Annotated in this window: 24 protein-coding genes; 13 read left to right on the forward strand and 11 right to left on the reverse strand. The window is 60.8% G+C overall.

Translation table 11 applies throughout. The features are described 5' to 3' along the window. Positions 1 to 31: 31 nt before the first annotated feature. Positions 32 to 646, reverse strand: coding sequence for a PAQR family membrane homeostasis protein TrhA (gene trhA, locus KDX37_RS15790; RefSeq protein WP_231653616.1), 615 nt, complete (start codon positions 644 to 646; stop codon positions 32 to 34). A 175-nt stretch (positions 647 to 821) separates the two neighbouring features. Here trhA and KDX37_RS15795 point away from each other — a divergent pair, with 175 nt between their 5' ends. Then, positions 822 to 1,751, forward strand: a complete 930-nt coding sequence (locus KDX37_RS15795) for a LysR family transcriptional regulator (protein WP_231653652.1) — start codon at positions 822 to 824, stop codon at positions 1,749 to 1,751. Positions 1,752 to 1,796: 45 nt separating this feature from the next. Here the strand turns inward: KDX37_RS15795 and madM are convergent, their stop codons facing one another. From madM to mdcA, 9 genes are all read right to left on the reverse strand, one after another. Next, positions 1,797 to 2,561, reverse strand: a complete 765-nt coding sequence (gene madM, locus KDX37_RS15800) for a malonate transporter subunit MadM (RefSeq protein WP_231653617.1) — start codon at positions 2,559 to 2,561, stop codon at positions 1,797 to 1,799. Between the two features lie 5 nt (positions 2,562 to 2,566). Further along, positions 2,567 to 2,959: a malonate transporter subunit MadL gene (gene madL / locus KDX37_RS15805; RefSeq protein ID WP_231653618.1), complete on the reverse strand. Its 393-nt coding sequence runs from the start codon at positions 2,957 to 2,959 to the stop codon at positions 2,567 to 2,569. A 69-nt stretch (positions 2,960 to 3,028) separates the two neighbouring features. Then, positions 3,029 to 3,964 (reverse strand): malonate decarboxylase subunit epsilon, encoded by a 936-nt coding sequence (gene mdcH, locus KDX37_RS15810; protein WP_231653619.1) that lies wholly within the window; start codon positions 3,962 to 3,964, stop codon positions 3,029 to 3,031. Next, positions 3,961 to 4,596, reverse strand: coding sequence for a malonate decarboxylase holo-ACP synthase (locus KDX37_RS15815; protein WP_406642445.1), 636 nt, complete (start codon positions 4,594 to 4,596; stop codon positions 3,961 to 3,963). Before KDX37_RS15815 ends, mdcH begins: the two co-directional genes overlap by 4 nt. Then, positions 4,593 to 5,393, reverse strand: coding sequence for a biotin-independent malonate decarboxylase subunit gamma (gene mdcE, locus KDX37_RS15820; protein WP_231653621.1), 801 nt, complete (start codon positions 5,391 to 5,393; stop codon positions 4,593 to 4,595). The genes KDX37_RS15815 and mdcE overlap by 4 nt, the downstream gene beginning before the upstream one ends. Beyond that, a complete protein-coding gene (locus tag KDX37_RS15825; protein WP_231653622.1) occupies positions 5,390 to 6,241 on the reverse strand; it encodes a biotin-independent malonate decarboxylase subunit beta in 852 nt (283 codons plus the stop codon). The genes mdcE and KDX37_RS15825 overlap by 4 nt, the downstream gene beginning before the upstream one ends. Then, on the reverse strand, positions 6,234 to 6,533 hold the full coding sequence (locus tag KDX37_RS15830) for a malonate decarboxylase subunit delta (RefSeq protein ID WP_231653623.1): 300 nt from the start codon (positions 6,531 to 6,533) through the stop codon (positions 6,234 to 6,236). The genes KDX37_RS15825 and KDX37_RS15830 overlap by 8 nt, the downstream gene beginning before the upstream one ends. 1 nt (position 6,534) lies before the next feature. Then, positions 6,535 to 7,410, reverse strand: a complete 876-nt coding sequence (locus KDX37_RS15835) for a triphosphoribosyl-dephospho-CoA synthase (RefSeq protein WP_231653624.1) — start codon at positions 7,408 to 7,410, stop codon at positions 6,535 to 6,537. Then, positions 7,410 to 9,086, reverse strand: a complete 1,677-nt coding sequence (gene mdcA, locus KDX37_RS15840) for a malonate decarboxylase subunit alpha (RefSeq protein WP_231653625.1) — start codon at positions 9,084 to 9,086, stop codon at positions 7,410 to 7,412. The genes KDX37_RS15835 and mdcA overlap by 1 nt, the downstream gene beginning before the upstream one ends. A 232-nt stretch (positions 9,087 to 9,318) precedes the next feature. Here mdcA and KDX37_RS15845 point away from each other — a divergent pair, with 232 nt between their 5' ends. Continuing rightward, a complete protein-coding gene (locus KDX37_RS15845) occupies positions 9,319 to 9,723 on the forward strand; it encodes a PAAR domain-containing protein (RefSeq protein ID WP_231653626.1) in 405 nt (134 codons plus the stop codon). Between the two features lie 29 nt (positions 9,724 to 9,752). On the opposite strand, the gene KDX37_RS15850 is transcribed toward KDX37_RS15845, so the two are convergent. Continuing rightward, a complete protein-coding gene (locus tag KDX37_RS15850; protein WP_231653627.1) occupies positions 9,753 to 10,541 on the reverse strand; it encodes a ParA family protein in 789 nt (262 codons plus the stop codon). A 344-nt stretch (positions 10,542 to 10,885) separates the two neighbouring features. On the opposite strand from KDX37_RS15850, the gene KDX37_RS15855 reads away from it, so the two are divergent. Genes KDX37_RS15855 through KDX37_RS15905 form a run of 11 tightly spaced genes read left to right on the forward strand, consistent with a single transcriptional unit; the run spans position 10,886 to position 19,352 of the window. Next, positions 10,886 to 11,605 carry a beta-ketoacyl synthase chain length factor gene (locus KDX37_RS15855; protein ID WP_231653628.1) on the forward strand — a complete coding sequence of 240 codons (720 nt, stop codon included), beginning with the start codon at positions 10,886 to 10,888 and terminating at the stop codon, positions 11,603 to 11,605. Then, entirely contained in the window at positions 11,581 to 12,393 is an 813-nt protein-coding gene (locus tag KDX37_RS15860) for a lysophospholipid acyltransferase family protein (protein WP_231653629.1), read from the forward strand. Before KDX37_RS15855 ends, KDX37_RS15860 begins: the two co-directional genes overlap by 25 nt. Further along, a complete protein-coding gene (locus KDX37_RS15865; protein WP_231653630.1) occupies positions 12,368 to 12,628 on the forward strand; it encodes a phosphopantetheine-binding protein in 261 nt (86 codons plus the stop codon). Before KDX37_RS15860 ends, KDX37_RS15865 begins: the two co-directional genes overlap by 26 nt. A gap of 9 nt (positions 12,629 to 12,637) precedes the next feature. Further along, complete coding sequence (locus tag KDX37_RS15870; RefSeq protein WP_122218644.1) at positions 12,638 to 12,892, forward strand: acyl carrier protein; 255 nt, start codon at positions 12,638 to 12,640, stop codon at positions 12,890 to 12,892. Then, positions 12,889 to 13,434, forward strand: coding sequence for a COG4648 family protein (locus KDX37_RS15875; RefSeq protein WP_231653631.1), 546 nt, complete (start codon positions 12,889 to 12,891; stop codon positions 13,432 to 13,434). The genes KDX37_RS15870 and KDX37_RS15875 overlap by 4 nt, the downstream gene beginning before the upstream one ends. Before the next feature lie 10 nt (positions 13,435 to 13,444). Next, positions 13,445 to 15,127 carry an acyl-CoA synthetase family protein gene (locus tag KDX37_RS15880; protein ID WP_231653632.1) on the forward strand — a complete coding sequence of 561 codons (1,683 nt, stop codon included), beginning with the start codon at positions 13,445 to 13,447 and terminating at the stop codon, positions 15,125 to 15,127. Beyond that, positions 15,120 to 15,854, forward strand: coding sequence for a glycosyltransferase family 2 protein (locus KDX37_RS15885; RefSeq protein ID WP_231653633.1), 735 nt, complete (start codon positions 15,120 to 15,122; stop codon positions 15,852 to 15,854). The genes KDX37_RS15880 and KDX37_RS15885 overlap by 8 nt, the downstream gene beginning before the upstream one ends. Beyond that, positions 15,851 to 16,798 (forward strand): LpxL/LpxP family acyltransferase, encoded by a 948-nt coding sequence (locus tag KDX37_RS15890; protein ID WP_231653634.1) that lies wholly within the window; start codon positions 15,851 to 15,853, stop codon positions 16,796 to 16,798. Before KDX37_RS15885 ends, KDX37_RS15890 begins: the two co-directional genes overlap by 4 nt. Further along, positions 16,779 to 18,326 (forward strand): HAL/PAL/TAL family ammonia-lyase, encoded by a 1,548-nt coding sequence (locus KDX37_RS15895; protein WP_231653635.1) that lies wholly within the window; start codon positions 16,779 to 16,781, stop codon positions 18,324 to 18,326. Before KDX37_RS15890 ends, KDX37_RS15895 begins: the two co-directional genes overlap by 20 nt. After that, positions 18,316 to 18,741: an acyl-CoA thioesterase gene (locus KDX37_RS15900; RefSeq protein ID WP_231653636.1), complete on the forward strand. Its 426-nt coding sequence runs from the start codon at positions 18,316 to 18,318 to the stop codon at positions 18,739 to 18,741. Before KDX37_RS15895 ends, KDX37_RS15900 begins: the two co-directional genes overlap by 11 nt. Next, positions 18,738 to 19,352 (forward strand): outer membrane lipoprotein carrier protein LolA, encoded by a 615-nt coding sequence (locus KDX37_RS15905; protein WP_231653637.1) that lies wholly within the window; start codon positions 18,738 to 18,740, stop codon positions 19,350 to 19,352. The genes KDX37_RS15900 and KDX37_RS15905 overlap by 4 nt, the downstream gene beginning before the upstream one ends. Positions 19,353 to 19,354: the final 2 nt, after the last annotated feature.

Consider the following 19,354-nt stretch of genomic DNA (forward strand, 5'->3'; position numbering starts at 1 on the left):
CATTCAGCGGTCAATGTGTTTCAAGGATTAGTCAGAGCACGTAGAACCAGATCGCAACAAAGTGCATCAGGCTGCCGCCGATCACGAACAAATGCCAGATGCCATGCCAGTGGCGAATGTGGTCGTAGGCAAAAAACAGGATGCCGACGGTGTACAGCACTCCACCGCCTGCCAACCAGATAAACCCCGCCACGCCCAACGCTGCCAACAGCGGCTTGACCGCCACCAGTACGATCCAGCCCATCACCGCGTAGATCACAATGGACAGAATCCGCGCTTCTGAGCGGGGTTTGATCTCCTGCAAAATGCCGATCAGTGCCAACCCCCAGACAATGCCGAACAGGGTCCAGCCCCACGCGCCGCGTAACGTCACCAGACAGAACGGCGTATAGCTGCCGGCGATCATCAGGTAGATCGAAAAATGATCAACCTTCTGCATGATCGACTTCGAGCGTCCTCTTACGCTGTGGTACACGGTAGAAACGCTGTAGAGCGTCACCAGGCACACACCGTAAATGGCCATACTCACGACCTTCCAGACATCTCCATGCAGGCTGGCCATGACCAGCAGCCAGATCGCACCGACGGCTGCCAGCACCGCGCCCACCAGATGGGACCACGCGTTGAATTTTTCTCCGTAGTACATCTGCTTGTCACCTTTTCTACCGAAAACACCGATTGCAGAGGCTCCGGGTTATTGAAACAAACTGCAGCGTATCTGTCAGCGCCTCGCTCCATGAAGAAAGTTTCGAGCAGCTTTGGGCAGCTATCCGCGCGTGACTTGGGCACAATCAACGCACACCAACAACAAGCGCCACGCCATGCAGATCGATGACGAGCTCACGCTCAAGAAACTGGAAATCTTCCTCGCCTTCATGCGCACCGGCAATCTGGCGCGCGCTGCGGCAGAGTTACAGACCAGCAATGTGAGTGTGCATCGCGCTATTCACTCACTGGAAAGCGCCCTGCGCTGCCCACTGTTCAAGCATGAGGGCCGCAACCTGACGCCACTGGAAAGCGCCTACGTGCTGGAAGAGCGCGCCCAGAAGCTGATTCAGGACGTGGTCAACACTGTCGAGCTGACCCGTCAGGCGGCGGGTTTCTCGGCAGCGCGCTTTCGGCTGGGCGCGTTGTACTCGTTGACGGTCAAGACCGTGCCGCAGTTGATCATGGGCCTGAAAATCCGCCGCAGCGAGTTGAATATCGACCTGATCCTGGGCTCCAATATCGACCTGCTCTACAAGCTCAAGAACATGGAAGTCGATGCCATGCTGGTGTCGCTGGACGAAAGCACCAACGACCCGGACTGCGAGCACCTGGCGCTGTTTTCCGACGATATCTTTCTCGCGGTACCCACCGATTCCCCGTTCTCCGGGCACTCCGAAGTGGACCTGAGCGACTTGCGCGAGGCAACGTTCATTACCCTGACCCAAGGCTTCGCCACCCACCGTGATGGTATTCGCGTGTTCCAGCAGGCGGGGTTCGAGCCGAAGGTGGCGATGCAGGTCAATGACATCTTCACGCTGCTGAGCATGGTCAGCTCAGGTGTGGGATATGCGCTGCTGCCAGGGCGTATTGCGGCGGTCTATGAGAACCGCGTGCGGCTGATCCCCTTGCAGCAACGCTACAGGATGCAGCAGCACATCGGCATGGTGTTTCTCAAGGCCAAGGAGCGCGACCCCAACCTGCTGGCGCTCCTTGCGGAATGCCGGATGTATGCAAACCGGGCGTTGTCGCAAGATCAGATGTGATCGGCCCCTTCACGATCACAGTGGACCGCGCAGAGGCTCAATCTGCTAGCCGAACATTGCGCGCATTATCAAGAACAACAAGGATGGGCCCAGCAGACAGCCCAGTGCGGTATAGAACGCTGCAGTGAGGCAACCGTAGGGCACCAGTTTCGGGTCAGTTGCCGCCAATCCGCCAGCTACGCCGCTCGATGTTCCCATCAGTCCACCAAAGATGACAGCGCTGCGAGGATTGTTCAGGCCAATGAACGGTGCCACGAAGGGTGTCGCTACCATTACCAGGATCGCTTTGATCAACCCGGCCGCAATGGATAAAGCCATGACTTCGGAAGTGGCTCCAATCGCTGCGCCTGTGACAGGGCCCACGATGTAGGTCACTGCTCCGGCACCGATGGTGGTCAGACTCACCGCATCGGTGTAGCCGAAGGCAATGGCAACGCCAACACCCGCAATGAACGATGTGCCAATGCCCACAAACAGCGACAGGACACCCACATAACCGGCTCGCTTCAACTCGTCGACATTGACGCCGAAGGCAGTTGCAACGATCGCGAAGTCTCGCAACATTGCCCCGCCCAGCAAACCGATGCCGGAAAGCAAAGGCAGGTCTACCACGCCCTTTTGTCCGCCGGTCAGTGCGCCGCCGATGTATGAGAGAACCAGGCCCAGCAGAATGGCGATCGCGGAGCCGTGCAAACGACCTTTGGTGAAGGTGTTGGACAGCCAATAGGAAAACCACATGGTGATGCCGATCACTGCAAAACCGCTGATCAGCCCGTAACTGGTGATGACTTTGATCATGGAGTCGTACATGGCGATCACCCTGCCGTCTTGCTGGGGGCGGGCACTTCGGGCTGGCCTCTGCCCATGCGCGTCAGCACCGGAACCATGGCAAAGGCAATCGCCACCGCCAGCGTGCCGGCCAGTATCGCCATCGGACCACCTTTGAGGGCGCCGTAAACATTCTGCTGCGCGGCCATGGCGACCACGATGGGAATGTAGATCGCACTCCAGAACTCGACACCCTGCTCAGTCTTGCCTTTGAGCAGACCTCGATTGCTCAGGTAGCTGCCGAGACCGATGAGCAGCAACATGGCGATACCTACACCGCCGACATTGGCGGGTACGCCAATAAGTTTGCCGAGCACTTCACCGATAAAAATACCGACCAGCGTACAGAACGCCAGTAACGCCACACCGTAAATGATCATTGTTGTTATTCCTCTGTTTGCATTGCTGAAGTTGTTGTTTTTGTCCTTCGTAGCAGCTGCACAGCGCTTTTATAGGGTGCGAGTGCCCTCCTCTCGCGACAGGGCGACCAGACTGTCCAGGCGCGAAGCCTGGAAGGCCACGGCCGTTCCCTGTTCAAACACCTTGCGTGCCAGACCGGTCAGCACAGCACCAGGTGGCAGTTCAATCTGCAGACGCACGCCGCGCTCATAGGCGGTTTCAACAGTGCTGCGCCAGTCGACGACGCGGCACATGTTGAATGCCAGATCGTCACGCAGCCTGTCGGCGTGGAGCACCGGGCGGGCGGTGCTGCCGCTGAGATAACGTACTTTCGGCGCCTCGATGCGAACCTGGGAAAACGCTTCAGCCAGTTGTTGCGCAGGCGCTTCCAGCAAGGCGCAGTGTGAAGGCACGCTTACCGCCAGACGCTTGACCGCTGCAGCTCCAGCTGCTTTGGCCAACTGCCCGACCCGCTGCATGGCCTCTGTGCTGCCTGCCACCACCAACTGGCTGTCGCTGTTGATATTGGCGAGATAAACTGGCGTCCCGGCGCTGTTGACCTGAGCGATCATGGCTTCGACACTCGACTGCTCCAGGCCAATAACGGCGGTCATGCCATAGCCTTCGGGATAGGCGCTCTGCATCAGTTCACCTCGCAGGGCCACCAGCCGCACTGCATCGTCAAAGCTCAGCGACCGGGCGATTACCGCCGCCGGATAAGCACCGATTGAAAGCCCTGCGACGTAATCCGGCGTGCAACCGCGCGCCTGCAACAACCGGCCGCTGGCGACACCGGCGATCAACAGGCAAAGCTGAACGGCACGGGTCGATTTCAGGGCCTGATCGCCGTCAAGCGCCAGCACGTCTTCGCCCAGCGCAGCGGCTGCTTCGTTCAAACAGTCGCGCACACAAGGCTCGTCCGGCAACTGATGCAGCATGCCCGCCTGCTGCGCACCCTGGCCGGGAAACACCCAGAAACTGCTCATGCGCAGGCCTCGATCAACTGCCAGGGATCCCTGACCAGCCGAGCCTCGGTGGCACCCTTGAGCAGCACTCGGCTCGATGCGCTCGCCCATTCATTCAAGGCCAAACCGCCGTGGGCAAGTTGCAGCTGGACGTCGATTCGGCAGTGCGATGTTTGCAGCGCTTCGACCAGTTCGGCTGCCCATCGGCGACTCACCGGGGCCGGAGTACGCAGGATCAGGTCGAGATCGCTGTGCTGATGCAGCACGCCGATGCCACTGGCCAGCTCGAAACCGGCACTGCCAGCGATGCCCCAGGTCAGCTCCAGCGAATCCATGATGGGGCGAATCTGCCGCAACGCTTTGAGCGCAGGCCAGTCGTGAAAGTTATCAGTCGAATAGTCAATCAGGTGTTCGGGACAAACCCGTCGGTAGATCTCCGCACAGGCCATGATCGCGGCATAGCGCTGCTCACGGCCCCGGCCCCGCAAGCCGACCGCAACCTGCCCAGCGGCGACCTGCTGCCTGCGTACCACGACAGGACGCCCGGCCAGGATGGCGTCGCCTGCCCACTCTGGCGCTTCTTCCGGCAAGGCGGACAGCGGCATGCCCCACAACAGGTCATGGGGCAAGACTGCCAGGGAGCGGTCGGTCACCACTGCGCCCGCAACAACTGGCGTACGTTCGCCGAGGCCGCACGATGGGTTGCACCAAGGCGGCTGCTCAAGTCGCTGCCGCTGGCCTGCACGTCCTTGATCGCACTGCTCAATACCTCGCGAACCTGATCCAGGTCCTGCTCGGCTGGTTGCTCGATCTGACTGACCGACAGGGTTTCCCACAACAGGCCGAGGCTGGCGTAGTTGTCGATGTCGTACGCCATCGGCGGAATGCTGGCGGCAAACTTTTCGAGCTCATCGACGCTGCGTTGGGTCACCCGAGCCGCCGAAGCCTTGCCCATTGCGTGCACCATCACGCCTGGGTCACGCAGTGCAATCAGCCGGTTGGCTTGATAACCGTGGGCCAGAAAAGCGCCTGACATGGCCTTGCCAACCAACAGACCAATCACTGCATGACCAGCCAGCCGGGCGCGCGCATAGCTGTCCACCGCGCCCGCAAGCGCCTGATGGATACCAAGCGCTTCTTCACGACGACCATAGGCCTGGCTGGGCACGTCGACGATTGCAATCAATGCACGTTTTTGCGGCAGATCGCGGTCCTGTTCAATGACTTCATCCACGGCCCTGGCCAGACCCCAGCCCTCCAACAGACCGACTTCGCCCTGACGAGCGCGGGCAAAGCGATTGTCAGCATCCGTCACCACTGCGAGAAAGCGCACCGGCTGCTCACCCAGCACACCATCAGCAACCTTGAGCGATGCGGGCAGCCCCGACACTTCGGTTGCATTGGCACTCAGCGCGTTGAACCAGTTCAACCCCCTCTGTCCATGATTCATGGTCGGGCTCCTTGGTAGAGAGTGCGCACAGTGTGCGGATCGATTTGTGGCTCGGCGTCAAGGCTGGCAAGCCGCTCGAGGTACAACGCGTATTGGCCGCTGCGATGCTCGGCAGGCACGCCCTGCCTGAGCCATCCATTGACCTGCTGTTTGATGTCGGCCAGATCGTCTGCGGCAAAGCCGTCCACCAGACCCGACGCGTAGCGCTGTTCGCCGCCGGTCAGGCTCCAGATGAACGGACGATCACGCGAGTCGTATTCTTCGATCCCGGCTTCCTGCTCGATCACCTGCGGACCGTTCAAGCCCAGACGCGCTTCCTGGGTGACCAGCAGATAGCTGCACAAGCCTGCCGCGATGGACATGCCTCCAAAACAGCCCACGCTGCCAGCCACCACGCCGATCACTGGCTGATACTGGCGCAGGTCGACAATCGCGGCGTGAATCTCGGCGATCGCCGCCAGCCCCAGATTGGCTTCCTGCAAGCGCACGCCACCGGTTTCCAGCAACAGGATCGCGGCGGTCGGTATGCCGTTGCGGTTGTCTTCGGCCGCCAGCTCCAGCGCACCGGCCATTTTCGCACCGCCGACTTCGCCCATACTGCCGCCCTGAAACGCTCCTTCGATGGCAGCTATGACGACCGGCAGCCCGTCGATCGTGCCTTTGGCAATCACTACACCATCATCGGCCTGCGGGACCACGCCCTGCCTGGCCAGCCATGGAGACATCACTCGGTCAAACGGGTCGAGCAATTCGCGAAAGCTGCCCGCATCCAGCAACGCGCGGGCGCGCTGGCGAGCGCCCAGTTCGATGAAGCTGTGCTGGCTCAGCAAGCGTGCGGTATCAGTCATGGCCGATCTCCTCAAAGCCTTGCTCCAGACGCAAGCGCACCACGCCCGGTGTCGCGCCGAAGTCATGAATATCGATGCTCAGCGCAGGCGGGGACTGGCCGTCGAACATCCGCTCGAACAAGTGTTTCCAGCGCAGTGATGCGCCATTGACCGATGTCACCACCTGAATCGACAGCTTGCCCGGCTGGCCCGGCTCAAGCAGCACTTCCAGATCGCCCGAACCGACACAACCCACCAGCGCACGGCCTTTTGGCGGTTGCCCGGCAGGGAATTCAAAAGACAGGGTTTCCATATCAGGCACTCCTTGAAAGACGGCCGAGCGCACGCTCAAGACCGTCGATAAACAGGCAGGCGGCCAACAAGTCCGCTGCCCCACCGGGCGAGGCGTTGAGCGCCAGCAGTTGCTGATCCAGTTCATTCAGCGCACGTCGACCGGCCAGGCTGGCGCTGCCACCCGCGTCCAGCACGCGTTTCGCACCGCTCTGCATGGCGTGCAGGCCTTCCGTACCCGCTCGGTACAGCACACAGGTGTCCGCCAGCGTGGTCATGATTGCCAGCAGCGCATCCAGACGCGCGTTCTGCTCGCCGCTGGCCGCAGCACGACTGCGCTGCAGTTGCGGCAACGCCCAGCCGATGACGGCCGGAAAGCCCTGCTGCGCCTGCTCCCTGGCACCCATTGCGCCATAACGTCGGGCGACCACGCGGCCATGGCTTTCCACCGCGACGACGTGACGATCCTCGATAAGCGCAAGGCTGGCAGCACGCTGGCACAGAGCAGCAGGTGCGCAGTCACTCGCGTCCAGTGCCGCTGCGGTGACCAGCAGCCCCAGGGCCCAGATCGCACCGCGATGCGTGTTGACGCCACCGGTGGTCTGCATCATCGCCGCTTCGCCTTCGCGCCCCAGGCGCCCGAGCGTTTCACGCAATGGCTGGCCTGAAACCTTGTACTGCCCCGCCGCTTCGGCCATCAGCTTGAAAGTTGGCCAAAGCGACAGTGCCGACGCGTGCATCAGCCCGACGTGCAAGTCGGTGTGTGCGCCATTGCCGCGCCGGTCCACCAGCGCAGGCTTGGGCGAGAGATCGGCCTCGTCAATCAACGCATCGACCGCCAGATCAGCCAGCAACTCAGACAGCGAGGCCTTTTGAGGTATCCGTTGCAGTGCACTCATCACCAGCTCCTGAATTTGGCAGGCGGGCTGTACAAGCCACCGGACCACTGCACCAGATCGGCGATGCTCTTCGCCGCGAGCAGTTCGCGGCTGGCGTCGGTGCGACGAATACCCAAGTCTTCCGGCAAGGCAATCAGCCCCTCGCGGCGCATGCGGGCGGTGTCTTTCGGGTCGTGGCGCAAACCGATCACGGTTACGCCTGCCACCGCAGCGATCATCGCCTGACGCTCTTCCAGGCTGCGCGCCTTGTAGAGGTAGGCAATGCCCTCTTCGGTCAGCAGGTGAGTCACGTCATCGCCGTAGATCATGATCGGCGCCAGCGGCATGCCGCTTTTCCGGGCGACTTCCACCGCGTCGAGGGTTTCGACAAAGGTTGGCTTGCCGCCTTCCTGGAATGTCTCGACCATCTGCACCACAAGCTTTTTGCCGCGCTCCAGGTAGGCAGACGGGCCGTCTTCGGTCTGCTGGCGCATGTCCAGCCAGGCCGGTGTGGCATGCCTGCGACCGCGTGGGTCGTGGCCCATGTTTGGCGCGCCGCCAAACCCTGCCAGACGCCCGCGGGTCACGGTTGAGGAATGTCCGTCGCCGTTGACCTGCAAGGTCGCACCGATGAACAGGTCCACCGCGTATTGTCCGGCCAGTTGGCACAGCTGGCGGTTGGAGCGCAATGAACCGTCACGACCGGTGAAAAACACATCGGGACGGGCCGCAATGTAATTCTCCATGCCCAGTTCGGTGCCGAAGCAGTGCACGCTTTCAACCCAGCCGCTTTCAATGGCCGGAATCAGGGTCGGATGCGGGTTGAGCGTCCAGTTCCGGCAGATCTTGCCTTTCAGACCCAGCGACTCGCCGTAGGTCGGCAGGATCAATTCGATAGCCGCGGTGTTGAAACCGATACCGTGGTTGAGTGACTGAACGTTGTGCTTCTCGTAAATCCCGCGGATCGCCATCATCGCCATCAATACATGTACTGGCTTGATGTGACGTGGATCGCGGGTGAACAGCGGCTCGATATAAAACGGTTTGTCGGCCACCACCACAAAATCGACCCAGGACGCCGGGATGTCCACACGAGGCAGTTCGCTGACATCGTCAACCAACTGATTGACCTGGACGATAACAATGCCGTCGCTGAATGCGGCAGGTTCGATCAGCGCGGGGGTGTCTTCTGTGCTCGGCCCGGTGTAAATATTGCCTGCCCGGTCGGCCATGAAGCCTGCGGCCAGCACCACATTCGGGATCAGGTCCACTACCAGCCGCGAGTACAACTCGATGTAGGTATGGATGGCGCCAATTTCCAGCAGGCCATCTTCCAGCAGCTGGCTGATGCGCAGGCTTTGGGTACCGGCAAACGAGAAATCGAGCTTGCGAGCGATGCCTTGCTCGAACAGGTCCAGATGCTCTGAGCGGCCGACGCTCGGCATGATCATGTGCAAGTCATGCACCTTGCCCGGGTCCACCTTGGCCAGCGCGCGGGACAGAAAGTCTGCCTGCTTCTGGTTGTTGCCTTCCAGGACCACACGGTCACCGGAAACCAGCAAGGCCTCAAGCGCCGCGACAATTTTGTCGGTCGGCAACACCACGCCATCGGCCAAGGCCCGCACCTGTTCGAGCCGCCGCTGCTTTTCGCTGCGACGACGCGTCCAGCGCGCGTCGGGGGAAGTTGTTGTTGTCATGATCGCTCCACGATTTCGCTGTCGTGGCCCACCTTAGGAGCGATAGGTGCAGAGCATCAATCAAGCACCGCGAGTAATCGTTACGGCTGGAGTAATGAACGTGGCTGAAACATCTTCGCAACACCCGGCTGATTTTCGCGTAGGACCTGTCCTTAACTGGTTTTCGCCGCACCCGAACAGCGCATTTACACCTAGGATTCGGGTTTTCCAGAACCCTTGAGGAGTCAGCGATATGCCATTCATAGTCAGGGAAGGCGATCCAACCACCAGTGGCGGTCTCGTACTGATCGCTTCAGCGAGCGAAGTCATTGATCTGCGCCGGGTGGCCCGCATGGGTGATCCAGTGTGGTGTCCAGCCTGCAAGAGCGTCGGTTTCATCGCCGAAGGCAACCCGACCTACATCGATGACCTGGTGGCGGTCGCCACTCACGGACATCAAGTGCAATGCGGCTGCAAACCCGGCAGCAACCGGCTGACGGCGTCACAGGAATATTTCAAGGCAGACATGGAGGCCGCCATCGCCATTCCCGAAGAAATGGCCAGAACCGCAAGGCTGCATGCTGAATACCTGACCCGTTCGCTCAAGGACGGTACGTTCAACTCCCCCGTACTCCGACCGCTTTCACCCACCGCCTGAGGCACCTGGTGATGGGTGGCCGAGCGGCTTTATGCCAGATCAGCGTGAGCGTTGGTTTCCAGCAGGTGATGCAGGTCCACAAACTGCTGGGTCAGTTTGTGCCGCGGATCAAGGTGCACCAGCGGCAGGTTGGCCTGATGGGACTCGCGCATTTTCACCGATGCGTTGAGATAAACCGGCAGCACTGGCAAGCCCTCGGCAATCAGCTCGTCCAGCATCTGCTGGGGCAGGCTCGCCCTAGGCTGAAACTGATTGACGATAATGCCTTCTACCTGCAGATCTTCGTTGTGATCTTCCTTGAGCTCGTCTATTTCACGCAGCAGCCCGTACAGGGCCTGTCGCGAAAAGCTGTCGCAGTCAAAGGGAATAAGCACACGATCCGCTGCAATCAGCGCGGAAACCGCATAGAAGTTAAGCGCCGGTGGCGTATCCAGATAAATACGCTCGTAGTCCTCGCTCAGTTCGTCGAGAAGTTTACGAAGCTTGTTGATCTTGTGCTTGGCCTCAAGTTTGGGCTGCAGGTCGGCAAGTTCGGCAGTGGCGGTCACCACATGCAGGTTATCGAAAGGAGTTTCGTAGATATCGACATGATTTTTCTTGCCGAAAGGCGCCGACGAAAGCGTTTGCTTGAAGAATTCGGCAATGCCCATCGGAATATCATCACCGGTAAGACCAGTGAGGTATTGGGTCGAATTGGCCTGGGCATCAAGATCGATCAACAGGGTCCGGTAGCCTTCGTTGGCGCTGACTGCGGCCAGGTTGCACGCAATGCTCGATTTACCGACGCCACCCTTTTGATTGAATACCACGCGACGCATGCTTTGAATTCCTTTGAAGATGAAGAAACACCATAACTGGCCGATACCGGCTGTGCGAGGTCGAGTCTAGGCAATGCATATGACAACAGCGAGCTTATCGCAAAAACAGCGTTTCCAGAGCCCATACCCGCCGCCGTAACAGACATCGTGCAGGGCGCTTTCACGGACAGCGCTGTCTTTTATGTGCATATAAGCCATTTGTAACAGTTTATAAGTAACAAAGTTGCCAGTAATGACGCCCATCAGGATAATGCGCGCATTCGGTCAAATTACCGCACCCAGGCTGATATCGTCCTGATATCGATGTAGCGCGAAACAAGCCCGCAGGGGCGGGAAGAGACGTATTGATCACCTTCAACATTGCACAATGGCGCGCTTGGGCTCCAGGCTTGGCGAGCGCGGACGACTGGCAGCAATGGAGCCAAAATCCCACGCTTCTGCCCGTCAGTGACGAAGCGCCAGATGTGTCGTTTCTTCCGGCGATGCAACGCAGGCGGCTGGGCCGTATGGCGCGAATGGCGGTTGCCGTCGGCTGGCCTTTGACTGAAGGGCTGGAGCGCGTACCACTGGTGTTCGTATCGCGCCATGGCGAAACCCCGCGTACCTTTGAAATCCTGCGCGATCTGGCGGCCGACGAGCCGCTCTCCCCCACCCAGTTCAGCCTTTCCGTGCACAATGCGGTGATTGGTCTCTGGTCGATCCTGCGCGGTGAAACCAGCGAAATGACGGCACTGGCGGCGGCAGGCGACGGCCTGGAATACGGCGCATTCGAAGCCGCTGCGCTGTTGGCCGAAGGCGCCCCGGCCGTGTTGCTGGTAGTGACCGAAGAGCAGCCACCGCAGGCCTATGCCAAGTGGATCGATGATGTTCCTTTTCCGTATGCCGTCGGGTTGCTGCTGACATCTGGCAGCGATTGGCAGCTGTCGCTGGACAGCGACACGCGAGGTGCCGCTCGTACGCAATGGCCTCACGCGCTGAACCTGCTACACGCTCTGAACACTCACCAGTCCACCTGTCTACACCCCTGGAACAACCGACTATGGACCTGGCAACGCAACCCGTGAAAAAAGGCCGGGATGCCTATTATTGGCGCCTGCTGGCAACCGGTCTGAGTTTTGCCCTTTTCGGGGTCAGCGGCCTTTGCCTGCGATTGTTCGTTTTTCCAGTCCTGAGCTGCCTGCCAGGTAATGCCGCCAGCCACCAACGTCGAGCCCGCCGGACCATCAGCCGCCTGTTCTGGCTGTTTATCCGGATCATGGCGCGCATGGGCGTGCTGACCTACGAGGTTCAAGGCACTGAAAGACTCGGCCGTCCGGGCCAGATGATCATTGCCAACCATCCGTCCCTGATCGACGTGGTGTTTCTGATCGGCCTGGTGCGTGACGCCAATTGTGTCGTCAAGCGCAGCCTGTGGGAAAACCCGTTCACGCGGGGTCCGGTGCGCTCCACGGGCTACATCAGTAACGACGGCAGCATGGACATGCTCGACGCTGCCGTAGATCGCCTGAAAACCGGTCAGACCCTTATCATTTTCCCGGAAGGCACCCGTACCCAGCCTGGTCAACCGCCAGCCTTCCACAGGGGGGCTGCGGCCATTGCCCTGCGCGGCGCGAGCATGATAACGCCGGTCACCATCAAGGTCTGCCCTACGACCCTGACCAAGGCCGAGCCCTGGTACCGCATTCCGCAACGCCGCGTGCACTTCAGTCTGCGTGTCGGTGCCGATATAGATCCCAACGCCTTCAGTGCGCTGGGCCCACCGCCGGTGGCGTCCCGCAAGCTCAACGATTACCTGCATGACTATTTCACCAAGGAGCTCGCCACAGATGAGCGATCTGCACCAGGACATTAAACTGCTGATCATCGATGCCCTGGGCCTCGAAGACATCACACCCGACGATATCGGCAACGATCAGACACTGTTCGGGGAAGGCCTCGGGCTGGACTCGGTCGACGCCCTGGAGCTTGGTCTTGCCATCCAGAAGCGCTACGGCATCAAGATCGACGCCGATGCCAAGGACACCCGCAATCATTTTGCCAGCGTGGACAGCCTTGCGGCTTTCGTCAGCGCCAGACAGTCGGTTTGAGGATTGAACATGCAAACCCGTGAAGACATCTTCGAAATCCTGCGAGCTGCCATGGTGGAGTTGTTCGAACTGGAACCCGAACGAGTGACGCTTGATGCCAACCTCTATCAGGACCTTGAAATCGACAGCATTGATGCCGTGGACCTGATCGACCACATCAAACGCAAGACCGGTAAAAAAATCGCTGCGGAAGAGTTCAAGTCGGTAAGAACCGTCAATGATGTCGTCGAGGCCGTCTACCGACTGGTCAACGCAGCCGAATGAAACGGCTGATTGGCCTGATCCTGCTGCTGGCCGGTGTGCTTTATCCATTTGCCGTCTATTGGGGGACCGAACATTTCGCGCCCTGGCAATTCGCCCTGTTACTGGGAAGCCTGTGGCTGGCCCGTATCCTGACCGGCGAGCGCAAACCCGGCAGTCTGGCGATGGCCCTCGTGGCGCTCGCGTTTTGCTTGGTGCTTGGTGTGCTCGACAGCCATCTGATGCTGCGCTGGTACCCGGTGTTGGTCAGCACGTTCATGCTGGGGCTGTTTGGTTCAAGCCTGATCTACGGCCCGCCCATTGTGGAGCGAATGGCCCGGATCAATCGACCCGATCTGTCTGAGTCCGGCATCCGTTACACCCGCCGAGTGACGCAGGTCTGGTGCGTGTTCTTTCTCGGCAACGGTTTTGCAGCGGCGGCTCTGACACTTTGGGCGCCGTTGTCCTGGTGGACGCTGTACACCGGCCTTGTTTCGTACGCACTGATGGGGCTGCTGTTCGCAGTCGAACTGATCGTCCGCCTGCGCGTCATGGGCCGTACCTGAAATGGATAGCATGAACTGGCTGAACCTTGAACACCTGCTGCTCGATGCCCATCCGGAGCGACTGCTGACCCAGACCCCCGCGCTGACGCACGCACAGTTTCGCGAGCAGGCCCTGAGTGCAGCGGCCGGTTTACAGACGCGTGGCGTCAAGCAAATGGCCTTACACCTGGAGGACGCCGCCGAACTGGCCATTGCCCTGTTCGGCGCGTGGCGTGCCGGCGTCAGCGTATTGCTGCCTGCAGACCTGCAAGGGCAGACCCGCGAACGCTGGGGCAGTCAAGTGGACATCTGGCTCACCGACCAGCCGGGCGATGTGCATCTACACGACCTGCTGGCTGCGCCACTTGCGCCCGCGGCACTCGATGTGGACGAATGCCGCCTGAGCCTGTGCACCTCCGGCTCTAGCGGCGAGCCCAAACTGATTGAAAAACGCCTGCGCCATCTGGCCAATGAAGTCACCGCACTGGAGCGACTCTGGGGCGCGGACCTGGGCGCAGCCTGCATGGTCGGCAGCGTGGCGACTCAACACATCTACGGACTGTTGTTCCGTTTGTTATGGCCTTTGTGCTCGGCGCGGCAGTTTGTCCGACTGACGTTGCCGTTTTCCGAAGACGTGCAGCGCGCCAGCCGCGAGCATCCTGCATTTGCCTGGGTTGCCAGCCCGGCCTTGCTCAAGCGTATGGGTGACAACCTTGACTGGCCGCACCTGAGTGCCGTGCGCCGGGTATTTTCCTCCGGTGGAGCGCTACCACCCGATGCTGCACACAGCCTGCATCAGCGTCTGGGGCAATGGCCGACAGAAATTTTCGGCAGTTCCGAAACCGGTGGTATCGCCTGGCGTCAAGGTGAGCAGCGCTGGCAGCCCTTCGACAGCGTGGAACTGAGCCAGGACGAAGACGGCGCCCTGCGCATCAGCTCGGCTTACATGCCGCAGGGCCATATCGAGCACACGGCGGACGCCGCACGCATTGATCTCGACGGGCGTTTCGAGCTGCTGGGCAGACTTGACCGCATCGTCAAACTTGAAGAGAAGCGCGTATCCCTGCCGCTATTGGAAAAGGCGCTCACCGCCCATGACTGGGTTCGCGAGACGCGTCTGGGCATGGTTCAGGAAAACCGTGCCTTCCTCGGCGCGCTGGTAGTGCTGAGCGACAGCGGTCTGCTGGCCCTGCGTACGCACGGCCGTCGGGCTTTGACCGAAGGCCTGCGTCAACACCTGCGGCCGCACTGTGAAACCATCGCCCTGCCGCGCCGCTGGCGCCTGTTGACCCAGATGCCGCTCAACGCCCAAGGCAAGTTGCCACAGGCGCAAGTTCAGGCATTGCTGATCGCCGAGCGACCCAGGTTGCCAGAGATTATTGATCAACAGGCTGTCGATACCGAGCTGCACCTGACCCTGACGGTACCGCCGGACCTGGCCTGTTTCAGCGGCCACTTCCCCAAGGCACCGGTATTGCCCGGTGTGGTTCAGGTCGACTGGGCCATGAAACTGGGCCAGCGCCTGCTTGACCTGCCGCCCGATTTTGCCGGCATGGAGGTGCTCAAGTTCCAGCAACTGGTGCGCCCCGGCGACCAGCTCAAGCTGACGTTGCGCTTTGATGCCCCGCGCTCAAAACTGCATTTCGCGTTCCATAACAGCGACGCTGCGCCATGTTCCAGCGGCCGCATCGTACTGGGGGGCGGACATGCATAACCCTTGCGCAATCATTCCGGTGTTTGATCACGAGCTGGCCGTGCCTGACGTGGTCAGGGCCTTGCGGGATGCCGGGCTACCCTGCGTGCTGGTGGATGACGCCAGCAGCCCGGCCTGCGCAGCGGTGTTAGAGAAATTGGCACAAGGCGAGCACATCTACCTCGTGCGCCTGCCCGTCAATCAGGGCAAGGGCGGCGCGGTCATGACCGGGTTCAGGGAAGCAGCACGGCTGGGTTTCAGCCACGCGCTGCAAGTCGATGCCGATGGTCAGCACGACCTGACCGGTATTGCGCTGTTTCTGGAGCATTCCCGCCAGCATCCCGATGCGCTGATCTGCGGCTATCCCCAATACGACGAAAGCGTGCCGAAAGGTCGCCTGTATGCGCGCTACCTGACGCATGTATGGGTCTGGATCAACAGCCTGTCATTGCAGATCCGCGACTCGATGTGCGGTTTCAGGGTGTATCCGCTGGCACCGGTACTGAAGCTGATCGACAGCGTACAGATCGGCAAGCGCATGGACTTCGACTCGGAAATCCTCGTGCGCCTGTCGTGGCGCCGGCAGGCCATGCGCTGGCTGCCGGTCCGTGTTCATTATCCGCAGGACGGCTTGTCGCACTTCCGCCTGTTCCATGACAACGCCCTTATCTCGAAAATGCACGCCACGCTGTTCTTCGGCATGCTGATTCGCCTGCCTGCCATCCTGTGGCGACGGTGGCGCACATGAGTGGCGAAAAACCATCCCGTCAGCATTGGGCCGATCACAAGGAGCGCGGCAGCTTTGTGCTGATGAAGCTCATGGCCTGGGGCGTCAAGCTGTTGGGCCGCCGCCTGCTCAGCCCGATCCTGTACGGCATCGTGCTGTACTTCTTCCTGTTCGGACGTCGCGCACGACGCAGCGTCCGGGAATACCAGCAACGACTCGCCCAATGGGGAGCCAGGCCTGAACTAAGGCCGAGCCAGTGGCGGGTGTTCGGGCAGTTCATGGCGTTTGCCGAAGCGCTGCTCGACAAGCTGGACGTGTGGAACGGCAGGCTGGGCATCGATCAGATCCAGATCGTCGACCCGTCGCACTTGCGTAAAAATCTGCGCGGCGAGCGTGGCCAGTTGCTGGTCGGCGCCCACCTGGGCAACCTTGAAGTGTGCCGCGCCCTCGCAGAACTGGGCGAAAAGGTCACCATGAACGTGCTGGTACACACCAAGCATGCCGAACGTTTCAATCGTCTGCTGGGCGAAGCCGGGGCAACCAATCTGCGCCTGGTGCAGGTCAGTGAACTGGACCCCGCGATCATGCTGCAACTGAGCCAGCGCCTGGACGAAGGCGAGTGGCTGGCCATAGCCGGTGACCGCGTGGCACTGCATGGCGGACGTAACGTGCGGGTCGATTTCCTGGGCCATCCGGCCGTATTCCCGCAAGGCCCATGGTTGTTGGCCGGGCTGCTCAAATGCCCCGTCAATCTGTTCTTTTGCCTCAAGGGACCGAAGGGTTACCGGGTCATTCTCGAACCTTTCGCCGATGCCATCGAATGGCGTCGCAGCGACCGCGCCCAGGTCATCGCGCACTGGGCCGGGCGTTACGCCGAACGCCTTGGCCACTATTGCCTGGAAGCACCGCAGCAGTGGTTCAATTTCTATCCATTCTGGAAATCCGATGACGAATCAAGCTCCTGACACCATCACGTTCGGTGAACGTGCGCTGCGTATCGAAGACGTGCTGGCCCTGGCCAACCGCCAGGTGCCGACCGTACTGCAGGACGACAGTGTCTTTCGCGAGCGCATCGCCAGGGGCGCCCGGTTTCTGGATTCGTTGCTGGACAAGGAAGGCGTGATCTACGGCGTGACCACCGGCTATGGCGATTCGTGCGTGGTTGCCGTGCCGCTGGAACACGTTGAAGCGTTGCCGCGCCACTTGTACACCTTTCACGGCTGTGGCCTGGGCAAGATGCTGGACGCGCAGGCGACGCGTGCGGTGCTGGCTGCGCGCTTGCAGTCGCTGTGTCAGGGCGTTTCCGGCGTGCGGGTCGAATTGCTCGAACGCCTGCAAGCCTTCATCGACCGGGACGTTCTGCCGCTGATCCCGGAAGAAGGCTCGGTGGGGGCCAGCGGCGATCTGACGCCATTGTCGTACGTGGCTGCGACCCTGTCGGGTGAGCGCGAAGTCATGTTCGCTGGCGAACGCCGCGCTGCCAGCGATGTGCATCGCGAACTCGGCTGGACGCCGCTGGTGCTACGACCCAAGGAAGCATTGGCGCTGATGAACGGCACCGCAGTCATGACCGGTCTGGCCTGCCTCGCGTTCGCCCGTGCCGACTACCTGCTGCAACTGGCCACCCGCATCACGGCAATGAACGTCGTGGCACTGCAAGGCAATCCCGAACACTTCGATGAGCGCCTGTTTGCGGCCAAACCGCATCCGGGTCAGACGCAGGTGGCCGCATGGCTGCGTCAGGACCTCGCCATCGACGCTCCCACCGCACCGCTGCATCGCTTGCAGGACCGTTATTCGCTGCGCTGTGCGCCTCATGTGCTGGGCGTACTGGCCGACAGCCTGAACTGGTTGCGCTCGTTCATCGAGATCGAACTCAACAGCGCCAATGACAACCCGATCATTGATGCCGACGCCGAGCGCGTGCTGCATGGCGGACATTTCTATGGTGGGCATATCGCGTTCGCCATGGACAGCCTGAAAACTCTGGTGGCCAACGTAGCGGACCTGCTCGACCGGCAACTGGCACTGCTGGTGGACGAGCGCTACAACCATGGTCTGCCCAGCAACCTGTCCGGTGCGAGCGCCGAGCGGGCAATGCTCAATCACGGTTTCAAGGCCGTCCAGATCGGCGCCAGCGCCTGGACGGCCGAAGCCCTTAAAAACACCATGCCTGCCAGCGTGTTCTCGCGCTCGACCGAGTGCCACAATCAGGACAAGGTCAGCATGGGCACCATCGCCGCACGTGACGCCATTCGCGTGCTGGAACTGACCGAGCAAGTCGCTGCCGCCACGCTGATCGCCGCCAATCAAGGCGTCTGGCTGCGCTGCAAGGCTGCTGATGCACGCCCCCTGCCGCCCGCGCTGGCGGCCATGCACGCTCAGTTGGGCGAGGACTTTGCACCTGTCATCGAGGATCGGGCGCTGGAGGCCGAATTGCGCCTGTGCCTGAAACACATCGCCAACCGTCACTGGAGGTTGCATGCGCAGTAAGGGTTTCCTGCACGTCGACACTGAAATCACAGTGCCGTTCTTTGACGTCGACATGATGAACATCGTCTGGCACGGGCATTACGTCAAATACCTGGAGGTGGCGCGCTGCGCGCTGCTCGACCACATCGGCCATAACTACATGCAGATGCTCGAATCCGGTTATGGTTGGCCAGTCATCGACGTGCAATTGCGCTACGTGCGCAGCGCCGTGTTCGGGCAGAAACTGAACGTGCGCGCCAGTCTGGTCGAGTGGGAGAACCGCTTGAAGATCAATTACCTGATTACCGATGCAACCACCGGCGAACGCCTGACCCGCGCCAGTACGGTTCAAGTGGCAGTCGACAGCCAGAGCCGTGAAATGCAGCTCGCCTCGCCCAGGGTGTTCATTGATGCCGTAGAGAGAGTCCTGCCATGAACCGTCCTTTGCATACGTTTTGCCTGTTCGGGCTGCTCTGCCTGTCGTCATTTGCACACGCCTTCGATCTGCAACAACTGAGCGATCAATTGGCGAAGCCTGCCGTGGTTCAGGGCCGTTTCGTTCAGGAGAAGCACCTGCGGGCACTTCCCCAACCCTTGCTGAGCAAGGGCCGCTTCGTGCTGGCCAAGGAGTTGGGGCTGCTCTGGTTGCTGGAAACCCCGCTCAAACAGGACTATCGCATCTCGGCAACCGGTATTGCGCGCCGCGAAACTGCAGGTGGCACCAGCAGCTGGAAGCCGGTGCAGAGCAAGAACGCCGGGGCGGAGCAGAACCGCCTGTTCCTGGCCGTATTGCAAGGTGACAGCAGCGGTCTGCAACGTGACTTCGATTTGCAGCTCACCGGCAACGCCAACGCCTGGCAACTGCAACTCACGCCGCGCTCGCTGTTGCTGCAACAGGTGTTCAAACAGATCAATATCAATGGCGGCGAACTCGTCCAGCAGATAGAGCTGCTGGAGACCCAGGGCGACAGCACAGTCCTGAAGATGACCGACAGCAGCGCAGCCGCTGCCCTGACCGACGCGCAGCGTGACGACTTTGCGAACTGAGC

The sequence above is a fragment of the Pseudomonas californiensis genome (assembly GCF_021147775.1).
GTDB lineage: Bacteria > Pseudomonadota > Gammaproteobacteria > Pseudomonadales > Pseudomonadaceae > Aquipseudomonas > Aquipseudomonas californiensis.

Bases quoted from the DNA above. Each gene is read 5' to 3' on its own strand.
- KDX37_RS15885 (WP_231653633.1), top strand. From the start codon at position 15,120: ATGCATAACCCTTGCGCAATCATTCCGGTGTTTGATCACGAGCTGGCC.
- KDX37_RS15830 (WP_231653623.1), bottom strand. From the start codon at position 6,533: ATGGAAACCCTGTCTTTTGAATTCCCTGCCGGGCAACCGCCAAAAGGC.
- KDX37_RS15850 (WP_231653627.1), bottom strand. From the start codon at position 10,541: ATGCGTCGCGTGGTATTCAATCAAAAGGGTGGCGTCGGTAAATCGAGC.
- KDX37_RS15905 (WP_231653637.1), top strand. From the start codon at position 18,738: ATGAACCGTCCTTTGCATACGTTTTGCCTGTTCGGGCTGCTCTGCCTG.
- trhA (WP_231653616.1), bottom strand. From the start codon at position 646: ATGTACTACGGAGAAAAATTCAACGCGTGGTCCCATCTGGTGGGCGCG.
- mdcA (WP_231653625.1), bottom strand. From the start codon at position 9,086: ATGACAACAACAACTTCCCCCGACGCGCGCTGGACGCGTCGTCGCAGC.
- KDX37_RS15865 (WP_231653630.1), top strand. From the start codon at position 12,368: ATGAGCGATCTGCACCAGGACATTAAACTGCTGATCATCGATGCCCTG.
- KDX37_RS15890 (WP_231653634.1), top strand. From the start codon at position 15,851: ATGAGTGGCGAAAAACCATCCCGTCAGCATTGGGCCGATCACAAGGAG.
- KDX37_RS15860 (WP_231653629.1), top strand. From the start codon at position 11,581: ATGGACCTGGCAACGCAACCCGTGAAAAAAGGCCGGGATGCCTATTAT.
- KDX37_RS15825 (WP_231653622.1), bottom strand. From the start codon at position 6,241: ATGACTGATACCGCACGCTTGCTGAGCCAGCACAGCTTCATCGAACTG.
- KDX37_RS15795 (WP_231653652.1), top strand. From the start codon at position 822: ATGCAGATCGATGACGAGCTCACGCTCAAGAAACTGGAAATCTTCCTC.
- KDX37_RS15870 (WP_122218644.1), top strand. From the start codon at position 12,638: ATGCAAACCCGTGAAGACATCTTCGAAATCCTGCGAGCTGCCATGGTG.
- KDX37_RS15895 (WP_231653635.1), top strand. From the start codon at position 16,779: ATGACGAATCAAGCTCCTGACACCATCACGTTCGGTGAACGTGCGCTG.
- KDX37_RS15875 (WP_231653631.1), top strand. From the start codon at position 12,889: ATGAAACGGCTGATTGGCCTGATCCTGCTGCTGGCCGGTGTGCTTTAT.
- mdcH (WP_231653619.1), bottom strand. From the start codon at position 3,964: ATGAGCAGTTTCTGGGTGTTTCCCGGCCAGGGTGCGCAGCAGGCGGGC.
- madM (WP_231653617.1), bottom strand. From the start codon at position 2,561: ATGTACGACTCCATGATCAAAGTCATCACCAGTTACGGGCTGATCAGC.
- KDX37_RS15900 (WP_231653636.1), top strand. From the start codon at position 18,316: ATGCGCAGTAAGGGTTTCCTGCACGTCGACACTGAAATCACAGTGCCG.
- madL (WP_231653618.1), bottom strand. From the start codon at position 2,959: ATGATCATTTACGGTGTGGCGTTACTGGCGTTCTGTACGCTGGTCGGT.
- KDX37_RS15880 (WP_231653632.1), top strand. From the start codon at position 13,445: ATGAACTGGCTGAACCTTGAACACCTGCTGCTCGATGCCCATCCGGAG.
- KDX37_RS15835 (WP_231653624.1), bottom strand. From the start codon at position 7,410: ATGAGTGCACTGCAACGGATACCTCAAAAGGCCTCGCTGTCTGAGTTG.
- mdcE (WP_231653621.1), bottom strand. From the start codon at position 5,393: ATGAATCATGGACAGAGGGGGTTGAACTGGTTCAACGCGCTGAGTGCC.
- KDX37_RS15845 (WP_231653626.1), top strand. From the start codon at position 9,319: ATGCCATTCATAGTCAGGGAAGGCGATCCAACCACCAGTGGCGGTCTC.